This window comes from Thalassolituus pacificus, assembly GCF_025318105.1.
Taxonomy (GTDB): Bacteria; Pseudomonadota; Gammaproteobacteria; order Pseudomonadales; family Oceanobacteraceae; genus Venatoribacter; species Venatoribacter pacificus.
This window is the reverse complement of sequence record NZ_JAOANI010000015.1, coordinates 325,715-348,467: the sequence shown is the minus strand read 5'-3', so window position 1 is coordinate 348,467 and position 22,753 is coordinate 325,715. Positions and strand designations below refer to the sequence as shown.

The window sequence follows — 22,753 nt, the reverse complement described above, 5'->3', positions numbered from 1 at the left end:
CCCGGAACGACGCTTTAAAACACCAATAATTTGTATCGTTCCGGGGCAGGGTTTTGCTCTGAAGGCCGCAGAATCATCTGGTTGACTGGCACCGCACGATCGCCGGTTTTAGTAATCCGCCCGGCTGTATTTCAACGGAAACAGCGTTTGAGACATGAAATTGCAGTTCAACTACTTGCTCTGAAAAGCGGCATTGCAGTGACGGTTTTCTGCGCCTCTGGGGCCGCCGCAGAAACCGATGATATTTCTGGTCTGTCCGCTGGGATGCGGACAAGTGGCTCCGGCCATGGATGGCCGATGAGGCACGCGGCCAGTAAATATCAAGGTTTCAAGGACTATTTTGCCGGAGCAAAATGAACAGCCGAAGGCTGGCGCGCAGCGCGAAGGGCAGGACGCCCGGAGTCTCACGGCCCAGAAAGCGCGAAGCTGGGGTCGGCCCGCCGGCAAGGGGATAAGTTCCCCTGGGAGGCAACAGGCCTTGATGTTAAAAAATGCTGCTTTTGTCAGCTACAGTGCTGATTAAAAACTGTGGGACAGTAGTGGCTTTTACGGCGCTTTTTTTATGTCTGCAATGCGGCGGAAATACTCAGTCTTTTTCCATGACCCGGCTGCGCTCAGAAGAAATAATAAAGCTGAACGTGCTGCCTTTACCCAATGTGGATTCGATATCCAGCACGGTGTCGTGGTGTTCCAGTGCGTGTTTAACGATGGCCAGACCCAGTCCCGAGCCACCGACGGTCGATTCACGCGAATCATCAACACGATAGAAACGTTCGGTCAGGCGACTGATATGTTGCGCCGGAATCCCCGCGCCATGATCGCTGATGCTGACTTTCACACCATCAAAGCCGGAGCGGATACTGAATTCGATCTTATCTTCTCCGCCGTATTTAATGGCATTGGTCAGCAGGTTAGTCAGCACCGAGCTCATCTCATCGCTGAAGCCCTGAATCTCAATCGCCTGTGTGCATTTGAAGGTAATGCGGTTGGCGCTGTAAGCCTGCAGCTGATCAACCACCGAATAGCCCAGTTGCTGCAGGTTAAACCAGTCACCCAATTGCTCGGTGTTGGCGCTTTCCAGTTTGGATAATTCAATCAGATCGTTGACCAGACTTTTCATCCGCAGGCCCTGGCCGTTCATCTGAGTAATGGCTTTTTGCAGGCTGGGGGGCAGCTCCATATCGTCAAGCATTTCCAGATAGCCATTAATCACCGTGAGCGGTGTGCGCAGTTCGTGGGATACGTCGGCAATAAAATTTTGCCGCATGGTTTCTACGCGCTTACGTTCGGTGATGTCTTTTACCAGCATGACTTTCTGGTCGAGACCGAACTGTGTGATCTGAATCTGCAGGCTGAATTGTTTGCGGTGACTGACGTCGAACTGTAATGAGGAGTTGTAATCCCCCTCGTTAAAATATCGGGTAAAGCGCGGGTTACGGATCAGGTTGGTAATATGCTGGCCGCTGTCTTCACGACGCAGGCCGAGTAAGCGCGACGCTGAGCCGTTGAAATTAGTGATGTAGCCTTCCTGGCCGATGATCACCACGCCATCGTGCAGCGATTCGATGCCCTGATTGTAGCGTTGCAGCTGAATCGCCTGCTGTGCCAGCTTATTCTTCAGATTTTTTTCGCGGCGGATCAGTTTATCAACGCTGTAGCCTATAAGGCCGCTGTCTTGTGGCGGTGGTCCCTGACGGTAGCTCCAGCGGTACAGGCTGGCCATCGCGCGGAAGGCCATAACCTGGGCCGTTAACAGGCCGAGGATAAGCCCCCAGATGGCATGGCCTGATGACCAGCCAAGGGCGACACCCAGTCCAACTACGACCAGAATGCGGAAAAACTCGCGTTGCCAGGCAACCTGCTGCACAAACTTCCCCTTAGCTTTTTACTTCGTCAGACGGAGAAAAACGGTAACCAGCCCCACGTACGGTCTGAATCATTTGTTCCTGATCGTCGATCGACAACACTTTGCGCAGACGGCGGATATGAACATCCACGGTGCGATCATCAATATAAACATTGCCCCCCCAGACGCGGTCGAGCAATTGGGCGCGCGAGTATACGCGATTGGGATGCAGCATGAAAAACTCCAGCAGGCGGAATTCCAGCGGCCCCAGGGAAATGGGCTGGCCGCTGATGCTGGCGTTCTGGGAAGAGCGGTCAAGGCTGAGCTTGCCGGCCTTCACCGGTACGTCATCAATCAATGCATGAGTACGGCGCAGTACCGCGCGGATGCGGGCAACCAGCTCGCGGGTGGAGAACGGCTTGAGAATGTAGTCGTCTGCGCCGCTGTCGAGGCCGCTGATACGATCATCTTCGTCCGCCCGGGCGGTCAGCATAATGACCGGAATATCGGCGGTCAGCTCGTCGCGTTTCAGGCGCCGGGTTAATTCAATACCGGACATCATGGGCATCATCCAGTCAGCAATAACCAGATCAGGCCGCTCATTGACGATCATTTGGTGGGCCAGATGGCCATTGGCAGACAGCTTCACACGGAAGCCTGCGAGTTCAAGGCAGGTACGGATCATATCGCAAATTGCAGGCTCGTCATCGACAACGAGAATATAGCCACCGCTCATAAGGGTCCTCGATTCTACGGCAAATTTCCGGTGCTGATTGTGACAGTTTTATTAAGCACTGTTCACTCTAAATTTAACCATTGGGGCCGCAGATTGCGCTTGCTGAAGTGCAGGGTGCTTGCTGATCCGGCGGTTTTATTACTCTGATTGTCGCCGGAATCTGCCTGTTTTCACTGAAAACACGATAAAGCGATAATTTTCAGAGGCTTAGCCAAAAAAGCGGTTGACGGGGCAAGGGCAGGTCAGTAATATCCCCGCCCACTTAGCCGGTATAGCTCAGTCGGTAGAGCAACTGACTTGTAATCAGTAGGTCCCGAGTTCGACTCTTGGTGCCGGCACCAAATTAAAAAGCCCGTCCGATGGACGGGCTTTTTTTTGTGCTTTTTAAATGCAGCTGAACAGATGTGCTCAAAAGCGCATCGACAATTCCAGATTGTATCCCTGATTGTTGGTTTGGCTGACGCTGTAGCGTATTTCTCCGGCTTGCGGCTCACCCTGGTAGATATCCCAGGCGGTCATCGCCACGAATTTCATCAGATCGGCGGAAGAAGAATGCGCACTGACGCTGTCATCGTCGACCAGATCCCAATGGCTGGCTTCCAGCCAATCACCACTGAAGGCGGCATCTTTATCTTCGTCAGCCCAGGTCATGGAAAAGGGTGCGATCAGGGCAAAGCAGGCAGCACAGGGTTTGATCCAGCGCTGGCGGCGTAAAACGTTGCGCAGCGTGCGCTCATCAATAAAACCGAGGCTGATTAATGCTTGCCCCAGCTGGCAGGGATTCTGCGCCTGATAGCTCAGCGCCTGCTGCAGTTGTTGTTCTGTTATTTCCTGCCGCTGTAACAGCAGTTGTCCCAGGCGATGGGGGAATTCATTCATGATCGCAGTTCCTTGTTATGTCCTTTACTGCACATCTTCAGAATGGCACAGCGGTGACAGAACTCCATGCTGTTTAGTTAACGTTCAGTTTTTATTCGTAACAGAAATGGAACAAGCTGTTCTTCCCGGCTAATGTCATGGCTGTCTGCTTTGCTATTAGCGGACAGAATCATTCACCTGACGGAGAACCTTGCATGACCCTGATTCAAACTCTCGCCAGCCACGTGCGACCGCATACCGACGATATCGCTTTGGCGCTGATCGCGACCTTACTGGTAATTTTCGGAGACACCATTAATGATCTGGTACGCAAGCTGGTGCGGCCGCAGCCGATGTGGATACGGGTAGGCGTATTTATTGCGTTGTGTACGTTTGGGTATGGTGCGTTGTCTGTGTGGCTGACACCGGTGCTCGACAGTTATCTGCGTACATTGTCGGCGGGTATGTTTCTGAGTGTGGTGATCGGATCTTTTGTTGCCGTGGGGTTTATGGCGGAGCGTTATCACAGCCGTTAGGTACAGACAGTCGGAAGGCGTTATGTGTGGCTGAATAAAAACATAGTGGGGAAACAATGTGGGAGTATGGGTGGTCTGAAACTTTATAAAGGCCCAAAAAAATCGGGCGGTCAGGACATCCTGTCCTGACCGCCACAGCACCCTAGCGCCATCCTGGCGTCCTAGACTTCGTTCATCCTTGCCGCTATCCGTTGCGGTTGCTCATCCCTGACCAGCGATCCATCGCCGACAACTCTATCCGTGATTGCAGTCCTTAGCGGTATCTTCCTGATCACTGCCATCCCGGCAGTGCGTCCGTCCTTGTGGAATTAAAGATAGCAGAATCGCCCTTCTGAGATAGCCCAGGTTTTCTATACTGAGGCTGTTGTGTTTGTATCATGATTTATAAATATTATATAAATCAATCACTTACGTTTTTTCTGTGCGGATCTTTCCTTCGGGATCAGGGTGTTTTACCTAGATATCGCACTACCTTGTGAGATATCTCGCACAAGGCTGCAGGCGCTTGTCTGCCGGTCTTCTCTCAGGAGTCATGAGTTTTTATGAGTAATGCTGTCAATCTACCGTCAGAGCTTGTGTATTTGCCCTTGGGAGAAGAGGCGATTCCGTTGTTAAAGCGTGGATTTATTCCTTTATTACCGGCAACGGCCAGCGGTTTGCCCTGGTTATTGCCGCCGGCGGCGCAGCCGGCGTTGGTCAGAGTATCGGCGGACGACTATCAGTCGCACATGCTGTCTGAATATGGACGTCTGCCAGCGAACCTGCGCGATTTGATCAGTCAGGAGGATTTTCTGCGTCAGGCGGAGAGTAAACGCGTGGATATCGAAGCCGCGCTGGTGGCACAGCGTAAAGCCCGCGCAGAAGAGGATGCCGGACGGCCACAAGACTGGTTATTGCAGCGCTTTTTCAGTAATCCTTATTGTGCGCTTGCCTGGCGTCACGGAGCAGGTTTTGGCGGTATCTGGCTGGGCGTTGATCCGCAGCAGTGGCCGGACACCGCGTTCCACCCGGTAAGTTATCAGTCGCAACGTACACCACGGCTTCCGGACAGCCTGTACTGCGATCCGCCGACGCACGCTCCGTTGGCGGAGCAGCGTTTAATCTGTGCCGCGGCGGCGGTGGATAAGTCGGTTCAGGTTGGTCATCAGCGGCAGTGGCTGTTGCGACTGCCGCCGAAAGCTTTGCGTGTGGTGTTGCTGGGCGCGCAGGTGTCACGCCGATTTGAACAAAACCTGCTGCAATTCTGGCAGCAGGATTTCCGCTATCAGCGTATTCCGCTGTCTCAGATGACGTTCAACAACCGCGATCTGAGCTGGGAGTTTCAGCTACGGCCGTTGACCAGAGCAGAAAAGCCCTGAGGATCGACCAGCTCGCCGTCCTCTCCCAGCTCCGGGTAAGGCAGTTTGTATTTATGGCAGAGTCTGGTGATGGTTGGCTGGCACCATTCAAATAACAGGCGCTGGTAGGTTTCTTCATCCAGACGGTTGTGCTCGAACAGGCCGGCAACCTCACGCTGGCGCTGGGCTTCACTGAGAATGATGGCGGCCGCCACCGATACGTTAAAGGATTGCACCATGCCCTGCATCGGGATGATCAGATGCTCGTCAGCCAGTTCAGCGGCCTGCTCGCTGATCCCTTCTTTTTCATTACCCAGCATCAGTGCTGTCGGCCGGGTGAAATCATAATCGCGGAAGTCGATCGCGCGTTCGCTGAAATGCGCGGCGCAAATGGTAAAACCTTGTTGCTGTAAATGGTCAATGGCGGTGTCGATGGCGGGATGGGTTTGCACATCGACCCAGGTGCCCGCTCCGGCGGTCTGATTGCGGCGCAGGCGGTACTGATCTCCGGGCCAGACACAATGCACTTCCGGCACAGCAAAGGCATCACAGGTGCGGACAATGGCCGACAGATTGCGATCTTTATGCACTTCGTCGGTCAGTACGGTTAAATCGGGTTGGCGCAGGCTCAGGGTTTGGTGAATTCTCTCCAGACGTTGCGGCGTCACGGGCTTAGCTCTCCTGGTTGGATTGGCCGTTTTTAACAGGCAACGGCACGGGTTGTTGGGTGGTTATTCAGGAGGAGGCATTGTATAAAAGCGCCCGAACTGATGCACGGAGTGAGATATGAACGGCAATCCTTTTCTTGGCTGGCACTATTTATGGCAGGGCTTCCTCTCTCTGCGCGAGCCGGGCCTGCGCCGCTTTGTGGCTTTGCCGCTGCTGCTGAATATTGTGGTTATGAGCGCCGCCAGCTGGTGGGGTGGGCATAAACTGAGCAGCTGGATTGAATCGCTGGTGGTCTGGTTGCCGGGCTGGCTGGAATGGCTTTACTGGCTGCTGATGCCGCTGGCATTACTGACTCTGCTGCTGGTAATGGCGTATTTTTTCAGCACTTTGCTGGTCACGCTGGGCAGTCCGCTTAACGGCCTGTTGAGTGAGCAGGTGGAGCGTCGTGCCGGAGTGGTTATACCGGAAGAATCTTTGCTCAAGATGATCCGCCGCACGTTTGGCCGCGAACTGACCAAACTGGGGTATCTGTTGCCACGTTACCTTTTATTGGTGGTGCTGAGTTTTATTCCAGGTCTGAATCTGGCCAGCCCGGTGCTGTGGCTATGGTTCGGCAGCTGGGTCGTGGCGTTGCAGTACATTGATTATTCCTTTGATAACCATGGCCGCAGTTTTGCCGAGATGCGTAAGGCAATGGCGGGCGACAACCTTACCGTGTTGGGCTTCGGTGGATTGGTCGCATTGTTTATGATGATTCCACTGGTGAACTGGTTTGTGATGCCGGCAGCGGTGATCGGCGCAACCCGTCTGCGACTTGATCGAATGGCGGGTCCGGCGGGCAATGTCGGCGGATTCGGCTATGCTGAAGGGGATACCCACAGGCAAAGGTTAGCCGATGGCAGCACTGAATATTCTGATCGTTGATGATGCCGCATTTATTCGCGATCTGGTTAAAAAAGCGGTCCGGGATACCTATCCCGGCTGCGAATTGCATGAAGCCGTCGATGGCCGCAAAGCCATCAGCATCATGAATGGCAAGAGCATCAACCTGGTATTGTGCGACTGGGAAATGCCGGAAGTTTCGGGCATTGAAGTGCTGCAATGGATGCGTGCTGATGAGCGTTACAAAAAAGTCCCCTTTATGATGATTACCAGCCGCGGCGAGCGCGATCATGTGCTGAAAGCGGTAGAAGCCGGTGTGTCTGAATACATTGGTAAGCCATTTACCCGTGAAAATTTCGTCGGCAAGCTGTCCAAGCTGGTCTACAAACATCTGAAAATACGTCCTAACCAGGGCGACAGCAAACCCGCTCTGGGGGGCGGGTCAGCGGACATTCTGGGGGCTGCCAGTGTGGGGGCCGCACCTAAAGTGGCCGGTGGTGACATGGGGGGAGCGTCGGTATTGATGGGCGCAACGCCGAAAGCGATGGCCGAACCCAAGGCCGTTGCCGCTGCCGACCTGGGCGGTGCATCGGTATTAATGGGTGAGCAGGCGGCTCCGGCGCGTAAAAGTGCTGCCAAGGCCCGGGGTCTTGCCAGTGTCCGCTTTGGTTCCGGCGGCAGTGCCAAGCTGGTCATCAAAGACATCAGTTTGCAGGAGCTGATTGGCGTATTTCGCCGTGAAGGGCCGTTACCGGCTTTGCTGGAGCAGGTGGTGCTCGATATCGTTGATCAGGAAAGCGGCGATGTTGCCCGCATTAACGGTTATGTACGTATGATGCAGGCACAGGAACCTCATCCCGATGCGCAAACGATTCAGATGCTGATCCGCTACGTCGATGATGATCCGGAAAAACTGGCGACGTTATCGCGCTTTATTGCCAGGGTGCGTTAAGCCATTTTAGTGCTGCGTTACGAGGCTTGCTCCTGCGGCACCGTTTCATGCTCATGCGGCTGACATCCGAGTAGCCGCTCAGGGCCAAAGTGGCAGGTGAAACAACTGCCTTCTCCCGGCTCACTTTCTATCAGCAACTCCCCGTTATTACGCAACAGCACGTGCTTCACAATGGCCAGGCCAAGGCCGGTGCCGCCAGTCGCTTTGTTGCGGCTGGGGTCGGCGCGGTAAAAGCGCTCGGTCAGGCGTGGCAGATGATGCGCCTCGATGCCCGTGCCGTTGTCGCGTACGGCAAAGAAGGCGCCGTCATCGTTGCAGTACCAGCTTAACTCCACTCTGCCGCCATCCGGCGTATATTTCACCGCATTAAAGACCAGATTCGAGAAGGCGCTGCGCAGCTCATCGGCATAGCCCAGCAGTTGGGCCGGGCAATCGATACTGAGGTGGATATTGTGGCCGCGTTCGTGACTTAACGCGCGGGCATCGGCGGCGATGCTGGCCAGTAACGGCTCAATAGCCACGGCCTGTGGTTGTTCCTGTTGTGTGGTTTCCAGTCGCGACAGCATCAGCAGATCTTTGATCAGCGCTTCCATGCGCGCGCTCTGCTCGCTCATCTGTGCCAGCATGCGCCCCCAGCGTGGTGGCAGCTGGTCGCTGACGCTGGCCATGGTTTCGACGTAGCCGGATACCACCGTCAGTGGCGTGCGCAATTCGTGGCTGACGTTGGCAACAAAATCTTTGCGCATCTGTTCCAGCTGCTTCAGACGGGTAATGTCATGCACCACCATCAGCCGGTCTTTACGGCCAAACTGGGTGATGTTGAATTGCAGATGAATACGGCTGTTTACCGGCGATTTAATTTCCAGCGGCTCGTCATACTCGCCGTGATTAAAGTAGTCGTTAAAAGCCGGATTGCGGATCAGGTTGGTGATCGGCTGGCCGACATCAACCGGCGCCCGTAGCCCCAGAAATTTGCTCGCCGCGTGGTTCCACCATTCCAGATTGCCGTGGCTGTCGACCATCAGCACCGCGTCCTGCAACGCGGCGGTGGAATCCTGAATGCGGTTAATAATGGCCTGCAGCTTTTGCTGGTGCTTGCTGCTGCGTTGCTGCAGGCGCTGGGTTTCATTGAAGACAGCCCCCCAGATACCGACAGTGCGTGGCAGCGGTGTACTCTGCCCTTGTTGTAACCAGCGTTGCAGGCGCGATAACTGCAGCCACTGCCAGGCGGTGTAGCCTGCCAGTGCCAGAGCAATCATGGTGCCGGTCTGATGGATACTGAGGCCGATGCTCAGAGCGAGCAGCAGCAGATAGCACAGGCGGCGCAATTCCCTGCGCCAGGCCGGGCTCATCGTGTTCAGGACGCTTTGGTCGAGAAACGGTAGCCAGTGCCGCGCACGGTCTGAATCAGATGCTCGTGGGTTTCGCCCAGAGCTTTGCGCAGGCGGCGGATATGCACGTCGACGGTTCGTTCTTCGACATACACATTGCCTCCCCACACCTGATCCAACAGTTGGGCGCGTGAGTAGGCGCGTTCCTGATGGGTCATAAAGAACTGCAGCAGACGATATTCGGTCGGACCGATATCAATCGGGCTGCTGTGTGAGGTCACCCGGTGGCAGACCGGATCCAGCATCAGGCCACCCACATCAATCGGTTCTTCAATGCCCTGTGGTGTGGCGCGGCGCAGCACGGCTTTCAGGCGTGCGACCAGTTCACGCGGGGAGAAGGGTTTGGTGATGTAATCATCCGCACCGGCTTCCAGTCCCTGTACCTTGTTGTCTTCTTCACCTTTGGCGGTGAGCATAATAATCGGCAGCTCGGCGGTTAGATCATCCCGTTTCAGACGGCGCGCAAACTCCACGCCGCTGGTTCCGGGCAGCATCCAGTCGAGCAAAATCATATCTGGTTTATTATCGACGATATGAGCATGGGCCTCCTGAACGCTGGCTGCTTCCATACACTCATAGCCTGCCATTTCCAGGGCGACCGCGATCATCTCGCGGATTGGCGCTTCATCATCGACGATTAATACCGTCTTGCCTGCTTTAGTCATAGTTGTCGTCACGCAAGTGTCACAATCCCGTATTGCGCTGGTATTACACTGGCGCAATGTTACAGGGATGTGACAGTTGCCGAGATAAGGGAACTTTTCGTGAAAAGCCTGAACCCTGTTCAGACCGATTCAGCAGGCCTCAGGCCGGATGCAGCAGATAGTGTCCGACCAGACCGGCCCAGATAATCAGGCCAAACCAGTAGCTCTGGCGGAACGCGGTAAAGCAGACGTCGCGCCCGCGTGAGCGTATCTGCCATAGCTGGGAGGCAAAAAATAGCGCACCGCACAGCAGGCCGACATAAAACGGCCAGCTCAGTGCCAGCTGATTTCCGGCCGCCAACAGGCAGAACAGCGTTATGCCCTGCAGCAGAGCAATCATCGCAATATCCAGTTCAGCAAACAGCACGGCGGTGGATTTGATCCCTACTTTCAGGTCGTCATCGCGGTCGACCATGGCGTACATGGTGTCGTAGGCCACGGTCCAGCACAGGTTGGCGATATACAGCAGCCAGGCAACGGCCGGAATGTCGTTGCTCTGCGCGGCAAAGGCCATCGGAATCGCACAAGAGTACGCCGCGCCAAGAAACACCTGCGGCAGGTGGGTGTAGCGCTTCATAAAGGGGTAGAGCGATGCCAGCCCAAGGGCGGCAAATGACAGCATAATGGTGAAAGTATTGGTCAGCAGCACCAGCAGGAAGGCCAGTAGTACCAACACCGCAAAGCCGGTCAGCGCCTGTTTGCTGGTCATACGGCCTGTGGCCAGTGGCCGGTCAGCAGTGCGTTTTACATAACCGTCCACTTTGCGGTCGGCAAAATCATTGATGATGCAGCCGGCAGAGCGCATCAGAAACACACCCACCGTAAAAATAAGCAGCAGCGCGATATCCGGCTTACCCGAACCGGCAATCCACAATGCCCACAGCGTTGGCCCCAGCAGCAGGTACGAACCGATGGGCCGGTCGAGGCGGGTGATGGCAATCCAGTCCTGCCAGCGTGCCCAGCGGGACGGCCAGTAACGATCAAACAGTTGGGTTAATGCGGACATAGCGGTTCTTCTTCTTGCAGAGGGCGCTCAGGCCTTCAGAGAAATTCGGTCAGACGCTGGGAAAACGCTTCCGACACCATTAACGGCTTACCGCGCAGGGTAAACACCGAACGACGCGACCATTCTAACCCCAGCGCATTGGCTTTGCAGTGGCTGACCTGCAATGGCGTGCGGCGCAGTGATGGCTGGCGGAATAAATAACTGCCCAGCGAGCGCGCACCCAGATGCTGCAGGCAGCGTTCGTTGCCCGACAGTGTGGTTAACGGAATGGCGGTGCGGGCATACACCAGCGGCACGTCGCCAAGGCGCAGAATCACTTCTCTGATCCACAACCGCTGGCTGCCATACAGTTGCAGGGCCTGACGTTCAACCGCTGTTGGTTCGCCGTAATACTGCGCCAGCACCTGAACATTAAAGGTGTTGGGGCGCAGAGCGCTGAGGCGGGCGGTCAGGGATTGCTGATCCAGCAGCCAGTCGCGCCAGATCGGCGGTAACGAGAACGCACGGCGTTGGTTCCGGTTAGACCAGCGGGGAGCAGACGGATGCAGCACAGGCGCCAGAGACGGAATCGCCGGCAGGTGCAGGGAGGACAATGCCTTCATGAACGGGCTCGGTGGAGACGCAGAAATCCGGAAAACCGGGGATCATTTCAGGCGCGCAGGATGCGCTAAATCGGGGCGTCAGGCAAGCCCGGGCGGGCATGGCTGGCCATTTTCGGACGGCAAATGCCCGTAATTGACCGTTGATTTTCCGCGTGCGCCTGAGTAGTTTTAGCGCCTTTCTGAAAATCGGTATTTTTTAAGGTAATAGTATGAAAAAGTGGCAATGCGTTGTTTGCGGCTGGATTTATGACGAAGAACTGGGCGCACCGGAAGAAGGTCTGGCTCCGGGCACCCGCTGGGAAGACGTCCCGGCAGACTTTATTTGTCCTGATTGCGGTGTGGGCAAAGAAGACTTCGAGATGGTAGAAATCTGATTCAGCCCTGCCGAATTCCCGGGAAGTGCCTCTGCACTTCCTGTCCTTTTCTCACCTGTCTCCATCCGGATAAAAGTCTATGAACGAGAATTCTGCCCCGATTGTGGTTATCGGAACCGGTCTGGCTGGTTATAACCTGGTCAAAGAGCTGCGCAAGCTGGCGCCGCAACAGGATATTCTGATGATTACCGCCGACGATGGCCGTAATTACTCCAAGCCGATGTTATCCACCGGTTTCGGCAAAAACAAAACTGCCGATGAGTTAGCAATGGCCAGCGCTGCGGCAATGGCTGAGCAGCTGAATATTGTTATACGCACCAACACCCGCGTTACCCATATCGACGCTGCGGCGCACAAAGTGTTCGTCGGTGAAGAACCCATCGACTACAGCAAGCTGGTATTGGCCTGGGGTGCGGAAGTGATCCGTCCGCGGGTGGAAGGTGATGCCGGAGACCGTATTTACTCCATCAACGATCTTGAAGATTACGCCCGTTTCCGTGCCGCTGCCGATGGCAAAAAGCGCGTATTGATTATGGGTGCCGGCCTGATTGGCTGTGAATACGCCAACGATATGGCCAATGGCGGTTTTGAGATCGACGTCGTTGCCCCTTGTGAGCAATTACTGCCGTCGCTGCTGCCACCCGAAGCGGCCAATGCCGTACAGCATGGTCTGGAAGGACTGGGCGTGCGCTTCCATCTTGGCCCGCTGGTCAGCCGTATTGTGCATGATGGCGATGAGCTGAGTGCCACCCTGAGTAATGGCGAAACATTAAAAACCGACGTCGTGGTTTCTGCTATTGGTCTGCGTCCGCGTCTGGATCTGGCGATTAAAGCCGGTCTGCAGGTGAATCACGGTATCGTAGTCAACCGCCAGCTGCAGACCAGCGAGCCGGATATTTACGCGTTGGGCGACTGCGCCGAAGTTGAAGGTCGCGTGTTGTTGTACGTACTGCCATTAATGGCATCGGCCCGCGCGCTGGCGAAAACACTGAGCGGTGAAGCGACCGAAGTCAGCTACGGCGTCATGCCGGTTACCGTTAAAACGCCGGTTGTACCGGTGGTGGTTTCACCGCCGGCGCTGAGTGTTTCCGGCATGTGGCAAACAGAATGTGACGGAGCCGACGTTCAGGCGGAGTTTCGCAACGAAAACGGCGAATTGCTCGGCTATGCTTTGACCGGAGCCAGGGTTATGAATAAAGTAGCACTCAACAAAGAGCTGCCGGCCATTCTGCCCTGACCTCTCGTTACTTCACGCTCCCCTGCTGTCAGCAGGGGATAACGTCATCCCCGGGGAATCGGGGACCACTACAGACCAATAAGGATAACCATCCATGCGTAAACCAGAACTGGCTGCGGCCATCGCTGAAAAAGCAGATCTGAGCAAAGAAAAAGCAGCAGAAGTGATCACCGTGATCACCGATCAGATTGCTAAAGCGTTGAGTGAAGGTGACTCTGTCAGCCTGATCGGTTTCGGTACTTTTGAAGTACGTCAGCGCGCAGAACGTCAGGGTAAAAACCCACAGACTGGCGCACCAATCACTATCGCGGCTGCCAAAGTACCGGCATTCAAGCCAGGTAAAGGTCTGAAAGAGGCCGTGCAATAAGCACGGCAAAGCGGCTGACCCGGGAATGGGTTAAGCAGCTGGTTATCGGCGAGGGGCTCTGCCCCTTTGCCGCTCCTGTTTTTGATTCCCTGCGTATTGATGTCTGTGACAGCTCCGACCCGGAGCAGGCTACCCTGCAGTTTATGGAACTGCTGCGCGCGGTTGCCGACGCAGAACCCGCACAATTACCTACCGCTTTATTCGTTGTTCCCCAAGGCTTTGACAACTTTGACCTGTATTGGAACTGGCTGCTGATCTGCGACAATCTGCTTGCCCAGATGGGTTATGAAGGCATGCTGCAGCTGGCGAGTTTTCATCCGCAGTATCTGTTTGAAGGCGAGGATGAAGATGACATGAGCCACTTCACCAACCGTTCGCCGTATCCGATGCTGCATATCATCCGCGAGGCCGATATCGAGCAGGCGCTGGCCAGTGTCAGTCGTCCGGAGCGGATTCCTGAACGCAATCGTCAGCATATGCGCCGTTTAGGCAAAGAAGGTCTTTTGCAATGCATGCCGGCTCTGGCACAATCGCGCCTCTTTCAGGATGCAGGCGACATCACCGAACAACCGGAATCCTGAGAGACACTTTTTTCTCTACCCTCCTGAGGATGTGTCATGATCAAGTTCCAACTGCTGCTGTGGGCCCTGGGCCTGCTGATGAAGAAAGCCGCACGCAAAAACCCTGATTTCCGTAAACAACTGGATGGCAAAGATTTTGCTTTTCAGTTACAGACCGAAGATGGCGGCATCGTCCGTCATTACGTCATTGCCAACAACAGCGTGAGCAGTAAGCGTAAGGCGCATAAAAATCCGGCCTTTACCATCAGCTTCAAAAACGCTGATACTGGTCTGCGTATCCTGACGTCGAAAGACAAAAATGCTTTTATGAAAGGCATTCAGGAGAAAGACATTAAAATCGCCGGGGACCTGTCGCTGGTGATGTGGTTCCAGGGTGTGAGCAAGTACCTGAAACCGAAAAAAAAATAACAACTTAAAAACCGCGGCACCGTCCGCGGTTTTGCTTTACCGTCCGGCTCCGGTCGCGGCGGCCCGGCCAATAGGATATCCGTATGAGCCTTACTCGTCAGATTCTGCTAGCCATGACCGCTGCCATTCTGCTGGGCAGTCTGACCCAGCGTTTGCTGCTGATACCTGACCTGCTGAGTGACCCTGTGTGGCAGGAATATCTGCATTACATACTCGACGATTTACTGGCCCATGGGCTGTTTCTGCTGGGCGGTAAAATATTCATTGCCAGTCTGAAAGTGCTGGTAGTCCCTCTGGTCTTTGTGTCGCTGGTGTGTGGTGTTTGCCATCTGCGTGACCAGGGTTCATTGGGTCGGCTAAGCCTGAAAACCATTGTGCTGTATCTGGCGACAACCGGTCTGGCGATCTCGCTGGCGTTGCTGTTAGCCACCTGGTGGGAACCGGGAAGCGGTGTCGATAAAACCACCGGTGGTAACTATGTGCCGCCGCAGCCGATGGCGCTGATTGATGTGCTGGCCAATATTTTTCCCAGCAATCCGGTGCAGGCGATGGCAGAAGGCCGGATGCTGCAGGTGATTGTGTTCGCTCTGCTGATTGGTATTGCCATCGGCCGTGCCGGTGAATACGGCGAACGTATCGGCAGCCATTTCAACGATTGGAACGAAGTGCTGATGAAGCTGGTCACGTTGTTGATGAGCTTCGCACCGTACGGTGTTTTCTGTCTGCTGTTTACCTTGTTCGCCGAACAGGGCATTGGCAAAGTCGGTGATCTGGCGCTTTATATGCTGACCGTCACCACTGTACTTTTGCTGCATGGCTTTATTATTTACCCACTGCTGCTGAAAAGCCTGTCGGGGCTGTCTCCACGGATCTTTTTACGCAAAATGCGTGATGTGCAGCTGTTTGCCTTCAGTACTGCCTCCAGTACGGCTACGGTACCTGTTACCCTGCGTGCGGTTGAGCAGCGCCTTGGCGTTAAAAACCGCGTGGCCGCCTTTTCGGTGCCGCTGGGGGCGACCATTAATATGGATGGCACGGCGATTATGCAGGGTGTGGCGACGGCATTTATTGCCCAGGCTTACGGCATTGATCTGAGTTTGAGTCAGTATCTGCTGGTGGTGCTGACCGCCATGCTGGCTTCAATTGGCACTGCCGGTGTGCCCGGCGTAGGGCTGGTAACTCTGGCACTGGTGCTGGAACAGGTACAATTACCGGTAGAAGGCATCGCCCTGATTATCGGTGTCGATCGTATTCTCGATATGATGCGCACCGCCGTGAATGTCACCGGTGATGCTATGGTCTCCGTGGTGGTGGCGCGCAGTGAAGGTGCTATCGACCAGGACATCTACAACAACCCCAAAGCGGGAGAACAAAAGTGAACATGCAGCGTTCTATGCTGGCCGTGCTGCTGGCCAGCACGATAGCGATGCCGGCAATCAGTGCGGAGCAGGGCGGTATTAATGCGGAGCAGGGTATTACTACTGCCATACCCATGCCGGTAGCAAACAATGCCGAAGCGGATGCTCAGCTGAGTGCTGAGGAACTGGCAAAGCAACAGGCCGCCGAGCAGGCACAGAAACAACTGGAAGCCATTATCGGCGCTTCCGGTCTGGAGGGACTGGGAGAGCAGGCACGTAATCTGGCGCAGCAGGTGCTGAATGAAACCCAGGCGCCGCTCGGTTTTCAGTACGATGTCGTCGACCGGCTGACGCCGCTGTGGGCGCCGGTTGCCCTGCAGAATACTCTGGCCAGTGCACTGGCTTCTCTTGATGATCAGCAGCGCGAGTTATTACAGAGCACGCTTAACAGCCGTCGTCTGCAAAATGCACGCAGCAAAGAACTGAGCGCCATTGCCGATCAGGATAACCGCAACTATCAGGACTACATCAGCCGTCTGCGTCAGCAGCCGCCAGCACCTGCGCGGGTAGCGCTGATTAAACAGCTCGACGAAGCCATGCAGTTCTCGGCTTTGCTCAGCGTTACCCGCAGCAGTGTGTATCCGCAACTGCAGGCGGTGCTGCGCAACTGGCAGCCACCACAGGATTGGCAGGCGGGATTGCAGCGTGACGTTACCGAATTTCTGCTCTATGTTCATCGCACCACCCCGAATGACGAACTGCAGCGCCTGGCGCAGGCATACCGCGAACCGGTGTTGCAGCAATGGCTGGCCGGGGTGAAAAAAAGTCTGAGCCGACAGGCGGGGTAACGCCTGTTCCTGAGCAAAAAAAGCCGCAACAGCGGCTTTTTTTGTGGACGACTGAATGCAGCTTAGTGATTCAGCATCTGCACCAGTTCGCTCAGATCGTCCATGCGTTCGAGCAGATTAACCGTCACTTCATCCACGCTGTCGGAGCGCAGATGAAGGGTGTCGAGCAGAAAGTCTTCCGGCTGCTCGAACGGGCCGTCACCAAAGCCATGGCGGCGCAGGCTGCGGGTAGCCACATACAGCAGGCGCGCATAGTCGGCGTGTTCACCTTCGTAATAGGGATTGTGTTGCTGACGCATCGCCGTGACCAGTTCTTCCGGCATACGCCATTGCTTCAGCAGACAGGCGGCGATCTGTTCCCGGGTCAGGCCGAGCAAATGGCGCTCGATGTAAAAGCGGTTGATGTGCGGGTTGGCCTCGATATGGCGGTTTACCAGTGAGAACTGCGGTGGGAATATGTGCCCCAGAATCAGGAAACCAAAGTTATGCAGCAGGCCACAGAGATACGCCAGCCCCTGACTGGGACGATGGCGCGCGGGCATCAGTTTGGCCAGTTCACCACAGAGTGCGGCAGTCACCACTGCCTGTTGCCAGAAGGGCGCATAGCCATGCGGGCCTTCTTTCGGCACTGACAGTGTGCGGCCCAGTGCCAGTCCGAGCGCCAGATTGATGACCAGATCGAAGCCGAGTACGCGGATAACCGCTTCTTCCACGGTTTTGATTTCACCACGAATGCCGTAATAGGGCGAACGCGCCCAGCTCACCACCTGTGCGGACATACCGGGATCAAGCTCAACGGCCTGTGCCAGCGATACGGTGTCGGCATTCTGATCGACACGCAGTTCGATGATGCGGCGTGCGGTTTCCGGCAGCGGCGGCAGGTCGAGGGTTTCGGCCAGACGCTGACGAATACGCAGCGGTGTGAACTGGCGGATGGCGGCATGCACATCTTCCAGATCCTGTTGCGGGTCGTTGTAGTGAATGTCGGTCATTAACGGCGCGGTATAGCTGCCGATACGGGAACTGGTGGTCAGTGTGCGGAATTGTTCCATCGGCACTTTCAGCCACTCGTGTTCGGCACCGGAGACGATAAACAGCTCGCTCTGCTGCAGCAGAGAATCGTCAACCAGGCTTTCCAGCTTAGTGACCTGTGGCAGTGCCGGGAACTCGTCCAGGCCATGTTGTTTTTTCAGCCGTTCCAGTTCGCTGGCAGACAACGCAGTAAATTGCCGGCCGAGCTGATGCGCCAGTTGATTCAGGTCGAGCATACGGTTGCCGGGGATCACGACCTGTACTTTACCCAGATCGTCTTTAAGGAAGACGACGTTGGCAACTTTGGCTGAATAGGAGGCCGGTGGGTTGCTTTGCATAAGATGGAACAGCTCCTCGTCGTCGGTCAGGCTGTAATTGATGTGCCAGTCATCCAGCACTTTCATTACGGTGGCGGGAATGGCCATGGGGGAAGTCCGTTTACTGATCGTTAGGGGTGGAAATAACTATAGACCAGCCTGCTGTATCTGCTGCCCTGAAGGTGGTTAGCGGAGGATGATTCTGACCAGCGGTGGCAACAAAGTTGTGGTTGTTCTGCAGGCATCAGACGTTGGCAAAACGCTCGGCATCGCCCAGCCAGCGCTGAATCAGTGGTTCGACCGTTTGCGGATGCAGGGTCCAGAGTTGCTGCGCCATATCGCGCACCTGCGGCAACAGATCGCCGTCGCGTTGCAGATCGGCGACGCGCAGCATCTGCAAACCGGTCTGGCGCGTACCCAGCAGTTCGCCGGGGCCACGGATCTGCAGATCCTGTTCGGCAATGTAGAAGCCGTCCTGACTGTCACGCATCACTTGCAGACGTTGTTTACTGGTAAATGACAACGGTGATTTATACAGCAGCACACAATGGCTCTTGGCGCTGCCACGCCCAACCCGGCCGCGTAGCTGATGCAGCTGCGCCAGACCCAGGCGTTCAGGATTTTCGATAATCATCAGGCTGGCGTTGGGTACGTCGACACCGACTTCAATCACCGTGGTGGCAACCAGCAGGTCGAGTTCATGGGCTTTAAAGCGTGCCATGATGTCGGCCTTCTCGACCGCTTTCATACGCCCGTGGACCAGCCCGATACGCAGATGTGGCAAGGCGGCGGTCAGCTCCTGTGCGGTGTTTTCTGCGGCCTGGCACTGCAGCGCTTCGCTTTCTTCAATTAAGGTGCAAACCCAGTAGGCCTGAGCGCCTTCAGCACAGGCGCTGTTCACCCGTTCGATCACTTCAGGACGGCGCTGATCGGTGATGGCAACGGTGGTAATCGGGCTGCGGCCGGGAGGCAGTTCGTCGATCACCGAGGTGTCCAGATCGGCGTAAGCACTCATCGCCAGTGTGCGCGGAATCGGTGTGGCGGTCATGATCAGCTGGTGTGGTGATAACTTCTGCGCCACCCCTTTTTCCCGCAGTGACAGACGCTGATGCACGCCAAAGCGATGCTGCTCGTCGATGATAATCAGACCCAGCCGGGCGAAATGCACATCGTCCTGAAACAGCGCGTGGGTGCCGACCACCAGTTGCGCTTCAGCGCTGGCAATCTCCGCCAGCGAGCGTTCGCGCGCCTTGCCTTTCACTTTGCCGGCCAGCCAGCCGAGCTTAATGCCCAGTGGTTCAAACCAGCCGGACAGGTTGTTGAGGTGCTGTTCGGCGAGAATTTCGGTGGGTGCCATCAGCGCCACCTGAAAACCGGCCTGCAGCAGGTCGCAGGCGGCTAGCGCGGCAACCAGGGTTTTGCCGGAGCCAACATCGCCCTGCACCAGACGCAGCATAGGGTAAGGCTGGGTCAGATCCTGTTCTATCTCGTTCACGACCCGTTGCTGGGCACCGGTCGGGGTAAAGGGCAGCTGCTGCAGCAATGCCCGTTGCAGGGTTTTATCGCTGTGAATGGCCGGAGCTTCGTCGGCCTGAACCTGTGCGCGCAGCTTATGCAACGACAGCTGGTGGGCGAGGAGTTCTTCCAGAATCAGGCGCTTCTGTGCCGGATGCTGGCCGCTTTCGAGCAATGCCAGATTGGTTTCCCGTGGCGGCGTGTGCAAAAACAGCAGGGCGTCTTTCAGCGTTGGTAACTGCCATTGTTGCAGCCAGGTAACGGGCAGCAGATCGGTAAGATCCACCTGATCGGCCTTCAACAGTTCCAGTGCCTGCTCATGCAGCAAACGCAGGCGCTGCTGGCTGATACCGTCGGTGGCCGGGTAAACCGGCGTCAGGCTCGGTTCCAGCGGCAAGTCGAGACCATCTTCCAGCCGGGTGTATTCTGGATGGTACAGCTCCAGTCCGCTGGCTCCGCGACGCGGTTCACCGTAACAGCGGATGGTGGCTCCCGTGCTGAACTGATTTTTCTGCGCGGCGCTGAAATGGTAAAAGCGCAGGCTGATGACACCGCTGTGGTCCTGCAGCTTCACCAACAGGCTGCGGCGTTTGCCGAACAGCACGGTGGCACCGCGCACTTCACCCTGAATCACCGCCGGTCGCATCGGCTGCAGACCGCCGATGGGGGTAATCTGACTGCGGTCTTCATAACGAAAAGGCAGGTGGAAAAACAGATCCGCCAGGCTGCGGATCTGCAATTTATGCAGCTGTTCGGCCAGTTTAGGGCCAACGCCTTTCAGCTCGGTGATCTGGCTGAGTTTTGCCACGCGTTAACGGCCCTCAGGGTTCCAGACGGCACTGACGTGCGGTGCTCAACAACAGGTCAATGGCCTGACCGCGCGGGAAGCTGGCACGCCAGGCCAGTGCCACGGTGCGGAAGGGTGCCGGTGCTTTGAAGGGGCGGGTCGTCACCAGATTCTGATCGAGATTACTCACCGCCGACTCGGGCAATACGGTAATCCCCAATCCGCTGGCGACCATGTGTTTCAGGGTTTCCAGCGAGCTGCCTTCAAGTACGCTGCCGAGGCGGGTGTGATGCTTCCGTGCCAGCGTCGGACAATGCTCAAACACCTGATCGCGGAAACAGTGGCCCTCGCCCAGCATCAGCAGATCTTCATCGGCCAGCTGTTCGGCCTCGATGCTCTTCTGTTTGCACCACGGATGATTTTTCGGCAGCACCACGACAAAATTTTCATCGTACAGCGGCCGGGTCAGGACATCGGCTTCGGTGAACGGCAGGGCGACGATGATGGCATCCAGCTCGCCATCACGCAGCTGACGGCGCAGTACGCCGGTGTAATTCTCTTCCAGATACAGCGGCATGGTCGGTGCCTGCTGATGAATCTGCGGCACCAGATGCGGAAACAGGTAAGGGCCTATGGTGAAAATGGCGCCCAGCTTCAGCGGTGTGCTGAGCTGATCTTTACCGGCGCTGGCCAGTTCGCGGATAGTGCGGGCCTCTTCCAGCACCCTCTGTGCCTGAGCAACAATGCGTTCTCCCAGTGGCGTAACAGTGACTGAGCTTTTGCTGCGCTCAAATATCGCAACGTCTAACTCGCTTTCCAGTTTTTTTATCGCTACGCTCAGCGTCGGCTGGCTGACAAAGCACTTTTCCGCCGCCCGGCCAAAATGACGCTCCTGTGCCAGGGTCACGATGTACTTGAGTTCGGTCAGCGTCATAAGGGTTCCTTAATTGTTACCTTGTATGGGTGCCGGAAGTTTGATTTAGCTTACCTATTATGGCGGCTTTAAGAAAGTCTGCCGTAAGCTGAATGCTGTCGCTTGGCTAAAATAACAATGAATGCGTGGCCCTTTGGGCCGCACCAGACTGAGCGCAAGAGGAGAATTACATGGCTCGGATTCTGATTGTCGGGGCAGGAGATATTGGCGGTAATCTGGCTCAGCGGCTGCATGCTGATGGGCATCAGGTGTGGGGTGTGCGCCGCTCCGATAAACCAATCGGTGACGGTATTGGTCTGATTCAGGCCGATGTGGCGGAGGCAGAAACGCTGCAGTCATTGCCTGAAGATCTGGATATTCTGGTGTACAGCGTGGCGTCGCCGGTGTTTTCGAAAGAGGGTTACCACGACTACTACTACAAAGGGCTGCGCAATGTGCTGCGGGCTCTGAAGGGACAGAACCTGAAGCGTGCGTTTTTTGTTTCCAGTTCCAGTGTCTATCACCAGATGCAGGGTGAATGGGTCGACGAAACCACCGAAACCAAGCCCGGCAGTTTTGCCGGTAAAGAAATGCTGGCGGCGGAGCAGGCATTATTAAGCGATAAGCTGCCCGGTACGGTAGTGCGTTTTACCGGCATTTATGGTCCCGGCCGCACGCGCATGATTGAGCAGGCACGGCAGGGCAGTCACTGTGATCCGGAACCACCGGTGTGGACTAACCGTATTCACCGGGATGATTGTCTGGGGGTTTTACAGTTGCTGATCGAACGCGCGCTGGCGGATAAACCACTGGACGACACGTACCTGGCCACCGACGATGAACCGGCCACGCTGTTCGATGTGCTGGAGTGGATGAAAGACCGCATCGGCGATGTCGAACCGGATCATGATCTGCCCGAAGCTTCACGCCGTGCTAACCGCCGTTGTTCAAATAAACGTCTGCGGGCGCTGGGTTACGATTTTAAATTCAGCAATTACCGCGAAGGTTATGATCAGCTGCTGACCGAGATGGGGCTGATTTAGCCTGCGGTTAACGGCCATAAAAAAAGCGCTCAGTGAGCGCTTTTTTTATGCAGCAAAGAAACTCAGTCGAGTACCAGTACGCCATCCATTTCTACGCCGGCATCACGTGGCAATTGTGCCACGCCTACAGCAGCGCGGGCCGGGTATGGCTGCTCAAAGTATTCCGCCATCACTTTATTAACGGTGGCGAAGTTGCCCAGGTCGGTGAGGAAGATATTCAGCTTGGCAATCTGCTGCAGGGAGCCTCCGGCGGCTTCACAGACGGCGCTCAGGTTTTTGAATACCTGATGAATGCGCGCTTCGATATCGCCTTCAACCATCTCCATGGTTTCCGGTACCAGTGGAATCTGTCCGGACAGGTACACGGTATTTCCGACTTTAACGGCCTGGGAGTAAGTGCCGATAGCGGCCGGGGCTTTTTCAGTGGCGATGATTTCGCGGCTCATAACAATCC

The 22,753-nt window shown here is 55.8% G+C and carries 25 protein-coding genes and 1 tRNA gene; 14 read left to right on the top strand and 12 right to left on the bottom strand.

Annotation, left to right across the window (positions count from 1 at the left end):
• Window positions 1–147 precede the first annotated feature (147 nt).
• Entirely contained in the window at window positions 148–357 is a 210-nt protein-coding gene (locus NYR02_RS08750; RefSeq protein ID WP_260975983.1) for a hypothetical protein, read from the top strand.
• Window positions 358–586: 229 nt separating this feature from the next.
• Here NYR02_RS08750 and phoR (NYR02_RS08745) read toward each other — a convergent pair whose 3' ends face one another.
• Window positions 587–1,867 carry a phosphate regulon sensor histidine kinase PhoR gene (gene phoR, locus NYR02_RS08745; protein WP_260975982.1) on the bottom strand — a complete coding sequence of 427 codons (1,281 nt, stop codon included), beginning with the start codon at window positions 1,865–1,867 and terminating at the stop codon, window positions 587–589.
• A 10-nt stretch (window positions 1,868–1,877) separates the two neighbouring features.
• Window positions 1,878–2,582, bottom strand: coding sequence for a phosphate regulon transcriptional regulator PhoB (phoB, locus tag NYR02_RS08740; RefSeq protein WP_260975981.1), 705 nt, complete (start codon window positions 2,580–2,582; stop codon window positions 1,878–1,880).
• Window positions 2,583–2,847: 265 nt separating this feature from the next.
• Here phoB (NYR02_RS08740) and NYR02_RS08735 point away from each other — a divergent pair.
• Window positions 2,848–2,923 (top strand) — tRNA-Thr (locus tag NYR02_RS08735).
• Window positions 2,924–2,990: 67 nt separating this feature from the next.
• On the opposite strand, the gene NYR02_RS08730 is transcribed toward NYR02_RS08735, so the two are convergent.
• Window positions 2,991–3,461, bottom strand: a complete 471-nt coding sequence (locus tag NYR02_RS08730) for a cyclic di-GMP-binding domain-containing protein, MshE-related (protein WP_260975980.1) — start codon at window positions 3,459–3,461, stop codon at window positions 2,991–2,993.
• A gap of 194 nt (window positions 3,462–3,655) precedes the next feature.
• Here NYR02_RS08730 and NYR02_RS08725 point away from each other — a divergent pair, with 194 nt between their 5' ends.
• The gene (locus tag NYR02_RS08725) at window positions 3,656–3,976 is read left to right on the top strand and encodes a DUF3392 domain-containing protein (RefSeq protein WP_260975979.1); all 321 of its coding nucleotides are present in this window, start codon (window positions 3,656–3,658) and stop codon (window positions 3,974–3,976) included.
• A 542-nt stretch (window positions 3,977–4,518) separates the two neighbouring features.
• Window positions 4,519–5,334, top strand: coding sequence for a hypothetical protein (locus NYR02_RS08720; RefSeq protein WP_260975978.1), 816 nt, complete (start codon window positions 4,519–4,521; stop codon window positions 5,332–5,334).
• Here NYR02_RS08720 and trmH read toward each other — a convergent pair.
• Window positions 5,298–5,981 carry a tRNA (guanosine(18)-2'-O)-methyltransferase TrmH gene (trmH, locus tag NYR02_RS08715; protein WP_260975977.1) on the bottom strand — a complete coding sequence of 228 codons (684 nt, stop codon included), beginning with the start codon at window positions 5,979–5,981 and terminating at the stop codon, window positions 5,298–5,300. The genes NYR02_RS08720 and trmH overlap by 37 nt on opposite strands.
• Before the next feature lie 118 nt (window positions 5,982–6,099).
• Here trmH and cysZ point away from each other — a divergent pair, with 118 nt between their 5' ends.
• Entirely contained in the window at window positions 6,100–6,906 is an 807-nt protein-coding gene (cysZ, locus tag NYR02_RS08710) for a sulfate transporter CysZ (RefSeq protein ID WP_260975976.1), read from the top strand.
• Complete coding sequence (locus NYR02_RS08705) at window positions 6,878–7,816, top strand: response regulator (RefSeq protein WP_260975975.1); 939 nt, start codon at window positions 6,878–6,880, stop codon at window positions 7,814–7,816. Before cysZ ends, NYR02_RS08705 begins: the two co-directional genes overlap by 29 nt.
• A gap of 17 nt (window positions 7,817–7,833) precedes the next feature.
• Here the strand turns inward: NYR02_RS08705 and phoR (NYR02_RS08700) are convergent, their stop codons facing one another.
• From phoR (NYR02_RS08700) to NYR02_RS08685, 4 genes are all read right to left on the bottom strand, one after another.
• Window positions 7,834–9,168 (bottom strand): phosphate regulon sensor histidine kinase PhoR, encoded by a 1,335-nt coding sequence (phoR, locus tag NYR02_RS08700; RefSeq protein WP_260975974.1) that lies wholly within the window; start codon window positions 9,166–9,168, stop codon window positions 7,834–7,836.
• Between the two features lie 5 nt (window positions 9,169–9,173).
• Window positions 9,174–9,872 (bottom strand): phosphate regulon transcriptional regulator PhoB, encoded by a 699-nt coding sequence (gene phoB / locus NYR02_RS08695; RefSeq protein WP_145467530.1) that lies wholly within the window; start codon window positions 9,870–9,872, stop codon window positions 9,174–9,176.
• 139 nt (window positions 9,873–10,011) lie between these two features.
• Window positions 10,012–10,917: a 4-hydroxybenzoate octaprenyltransferase gene (gene ubiA, locus NYR02_RS08690; RefSeq protein ID WP_260975973.1), complete on the bottom strand. Its 906-nt coding sequence runs from the start codon at window positions 10,915–10,917 to the stop codon at window positions 10,012–10,014.
• 35 nt (window positions 10,918–10,952) lie between these two features.
• Window positions 10,953–11,519, bottom strand: a complete 567-nt coding sequence (locus NYR02_RS08685) for a chorismate--pyruvate lyase family protein (protein WP_260975972.1) — start codon at window positions 11,517–11,519, stop codon at window positions 10,953–10,955.
• A 209-nt stretch (window positions 11,520–11,728) separates the two neighbouring features.
• Here NYR02_RS08685 and NYR02_RS08680 point away from each other — a divergent pair, with 209 nt between their 5' ends.
• From NYR02_RS08680 to NYR02_RS08650, 7 genes are all read left to right on the top strand, one after another.
• Window positions 11,729–11,893: a rubredoxin gene (locus NYR02_RS08680; protein ID WP_145467535.1), complete on the top strand. Its 165-nt coding sequence runs from the start codon at window positions 11,729–11,731 to the stop codon at window positions 11,891–11,893.
• 79 nt (window positions 11,894–11,972) lie between these two features.
• Window positions 11,973–13,130, top strand: coding sequence for an FAD-dependent oxidoreductase (locus NYR02_RS08675; RefSeq protein ID WP_260975971.1), 1,158 nt, complete (start codon window positions 11,973–11,975; stop codon window positions 13,128–13,130).
• Window positions 13,131–13,224: 94 nt separating this feature from the next.
• Complete coding sequence (locus tag NYR02_RS08670) at window positions 13,225–13,497, top strand: HU family DNA-binding protein (protein WP_145467539.1); 273 nt, start codon at window positions 13,225–13,227, stop codon at window positions 13,495–13,497.
• Complete coding sequence (locus tag NYR02_RS08665; RefSeq protein ID WP_338055944.1) at window positions 13,494–14,078, top strand: DUF1415 domain-containing protein; 585 nt, start codon at window positions 13,494–13,496, stop codon at window positions 14,076–14,078. The genes NYR02_RS08670 and NYR02_RS08665 overlap by 4 nt, the downstream gene beginning before the upstream one ends.
• A 36-nt stretch (window positions 14,079–14,114) precedes the next feature.
• Window positions 14,115–14,486, top strand: coding sequence for an SCP2 sterol-binding domain-containing protein (locus NYR02_RS08660; protein WP_260975970.1), 372 nt, complete (start codon window positions 14,115–14,117; stop codon window positions 14,484–14,486).
• 83 nt (window positions 14,487–14,569) lie between these two features.
• A complete protein-coding gene (locus NYR02_RS08655) occupies window positions 14,570–15,865 on the top strand; it encodes a dicarboxylate/amino acid:cation symporter (RefSeq protein WP_260975969.1) in 1,296 nt (431 codons plus the stop codon).
• A complete protein-coding gene (locus NYR02_RS08650; RefSeq protein ID WP_260975968.1) occupies window positions 15,862–16,692 on the top strand; it encodes a hypothetical protein in 831 nt (276 codons plus the stop codon). Before NYR02_RS08655 ends, NYR02_RS08650 begins: the two co-directional genes overlap by 4 nt.
• A 62-nt stretch (window positions 16,693–16,754) precedes the next feature.
• Here the strand turns inward: NYR02_RS08650 and NYR02_RS08645 are convergent, their stop codons facing one another.
• The 3 genes from NYR02_RS08645 to NYR02_RS08635 all read right to left on the bottom strand — a co-directional run bounded on the left by NYR02_RS08645 (window position 16,755) and on the right by NYR02_RS08635 (window position 21,277).
• Window positions 16,755–18,149 carry an HDOD domain-containing protein gene (locus NYR02_RS08645; RefSeq protein WP_260975967.1) on the bottom strand — a complete coding sequence of 465 codons (1,395 nt, stop codon included), beginning with the start codon at window positions 18,147–18,149 and terminating at the stop codon, window positions 16,755–16,757.
• Between the two features lie 136 nt (window positions 18,150–18,285).
• Window positions 18,286–20,364 carry an ATP-dependent DNA helicase RecG gene (gene recG, locus NYR02_RS08640; protein ID WP_260975966.1) on the bottom strand — a complete coding sequence of 693 codons (2,079 nt, stop codon included), beginning with the start codon at window positions 20,362–20,364 and terminating at the stop codon, window positions 18,286–18,288.
• 13 nt (window positions 20,365–20,377) lie between these two features.
• A complete protein-coding gene (locus NYR02_RS08635) occupies window positions 20,378–21,277 on the bottom strand; it encodes a hydrogen peroxide-inducible genes activator (protein ID WP_260975965.1) in 900 nt (299 codons plus the stop codon).
• Between the two features lie 170 nt (window positions 21,278–21,447).
• Here NYR02_RS08635 and NYR02_RS08630 point away from each other — a divergent pair, with 170 nt between their 5' ends.
• Window positions 21,448–22,299, top strand: coding sequence for an SDR family oxidoreductase (locus NYR02_RS08630; RefSeq protein WP_260975964.1), 852 nt, complete (start codon window positions 21,448–21,450; stop codon window positions 22,297–22,299).
• A gap of 62 nt (window positions 22,300–22,361) precedes the next feature.
• Here NYR02_RS08630 and NYR02_RS08625 read toward each other — a convergent pair whose 3' ends face one another.
• Complete coding sequence (locus NYR02_RS08625) at window positions 22,362–22,745, bottom strand: RidA family protein (protein ID WP_260975963.1); 384 nt, start codon at window positions 22,743–22,745, stop codon at window positions 22,362–22,364.
• Window positions 22,746–22,753 lie beyond the last annotated feature (8 nt).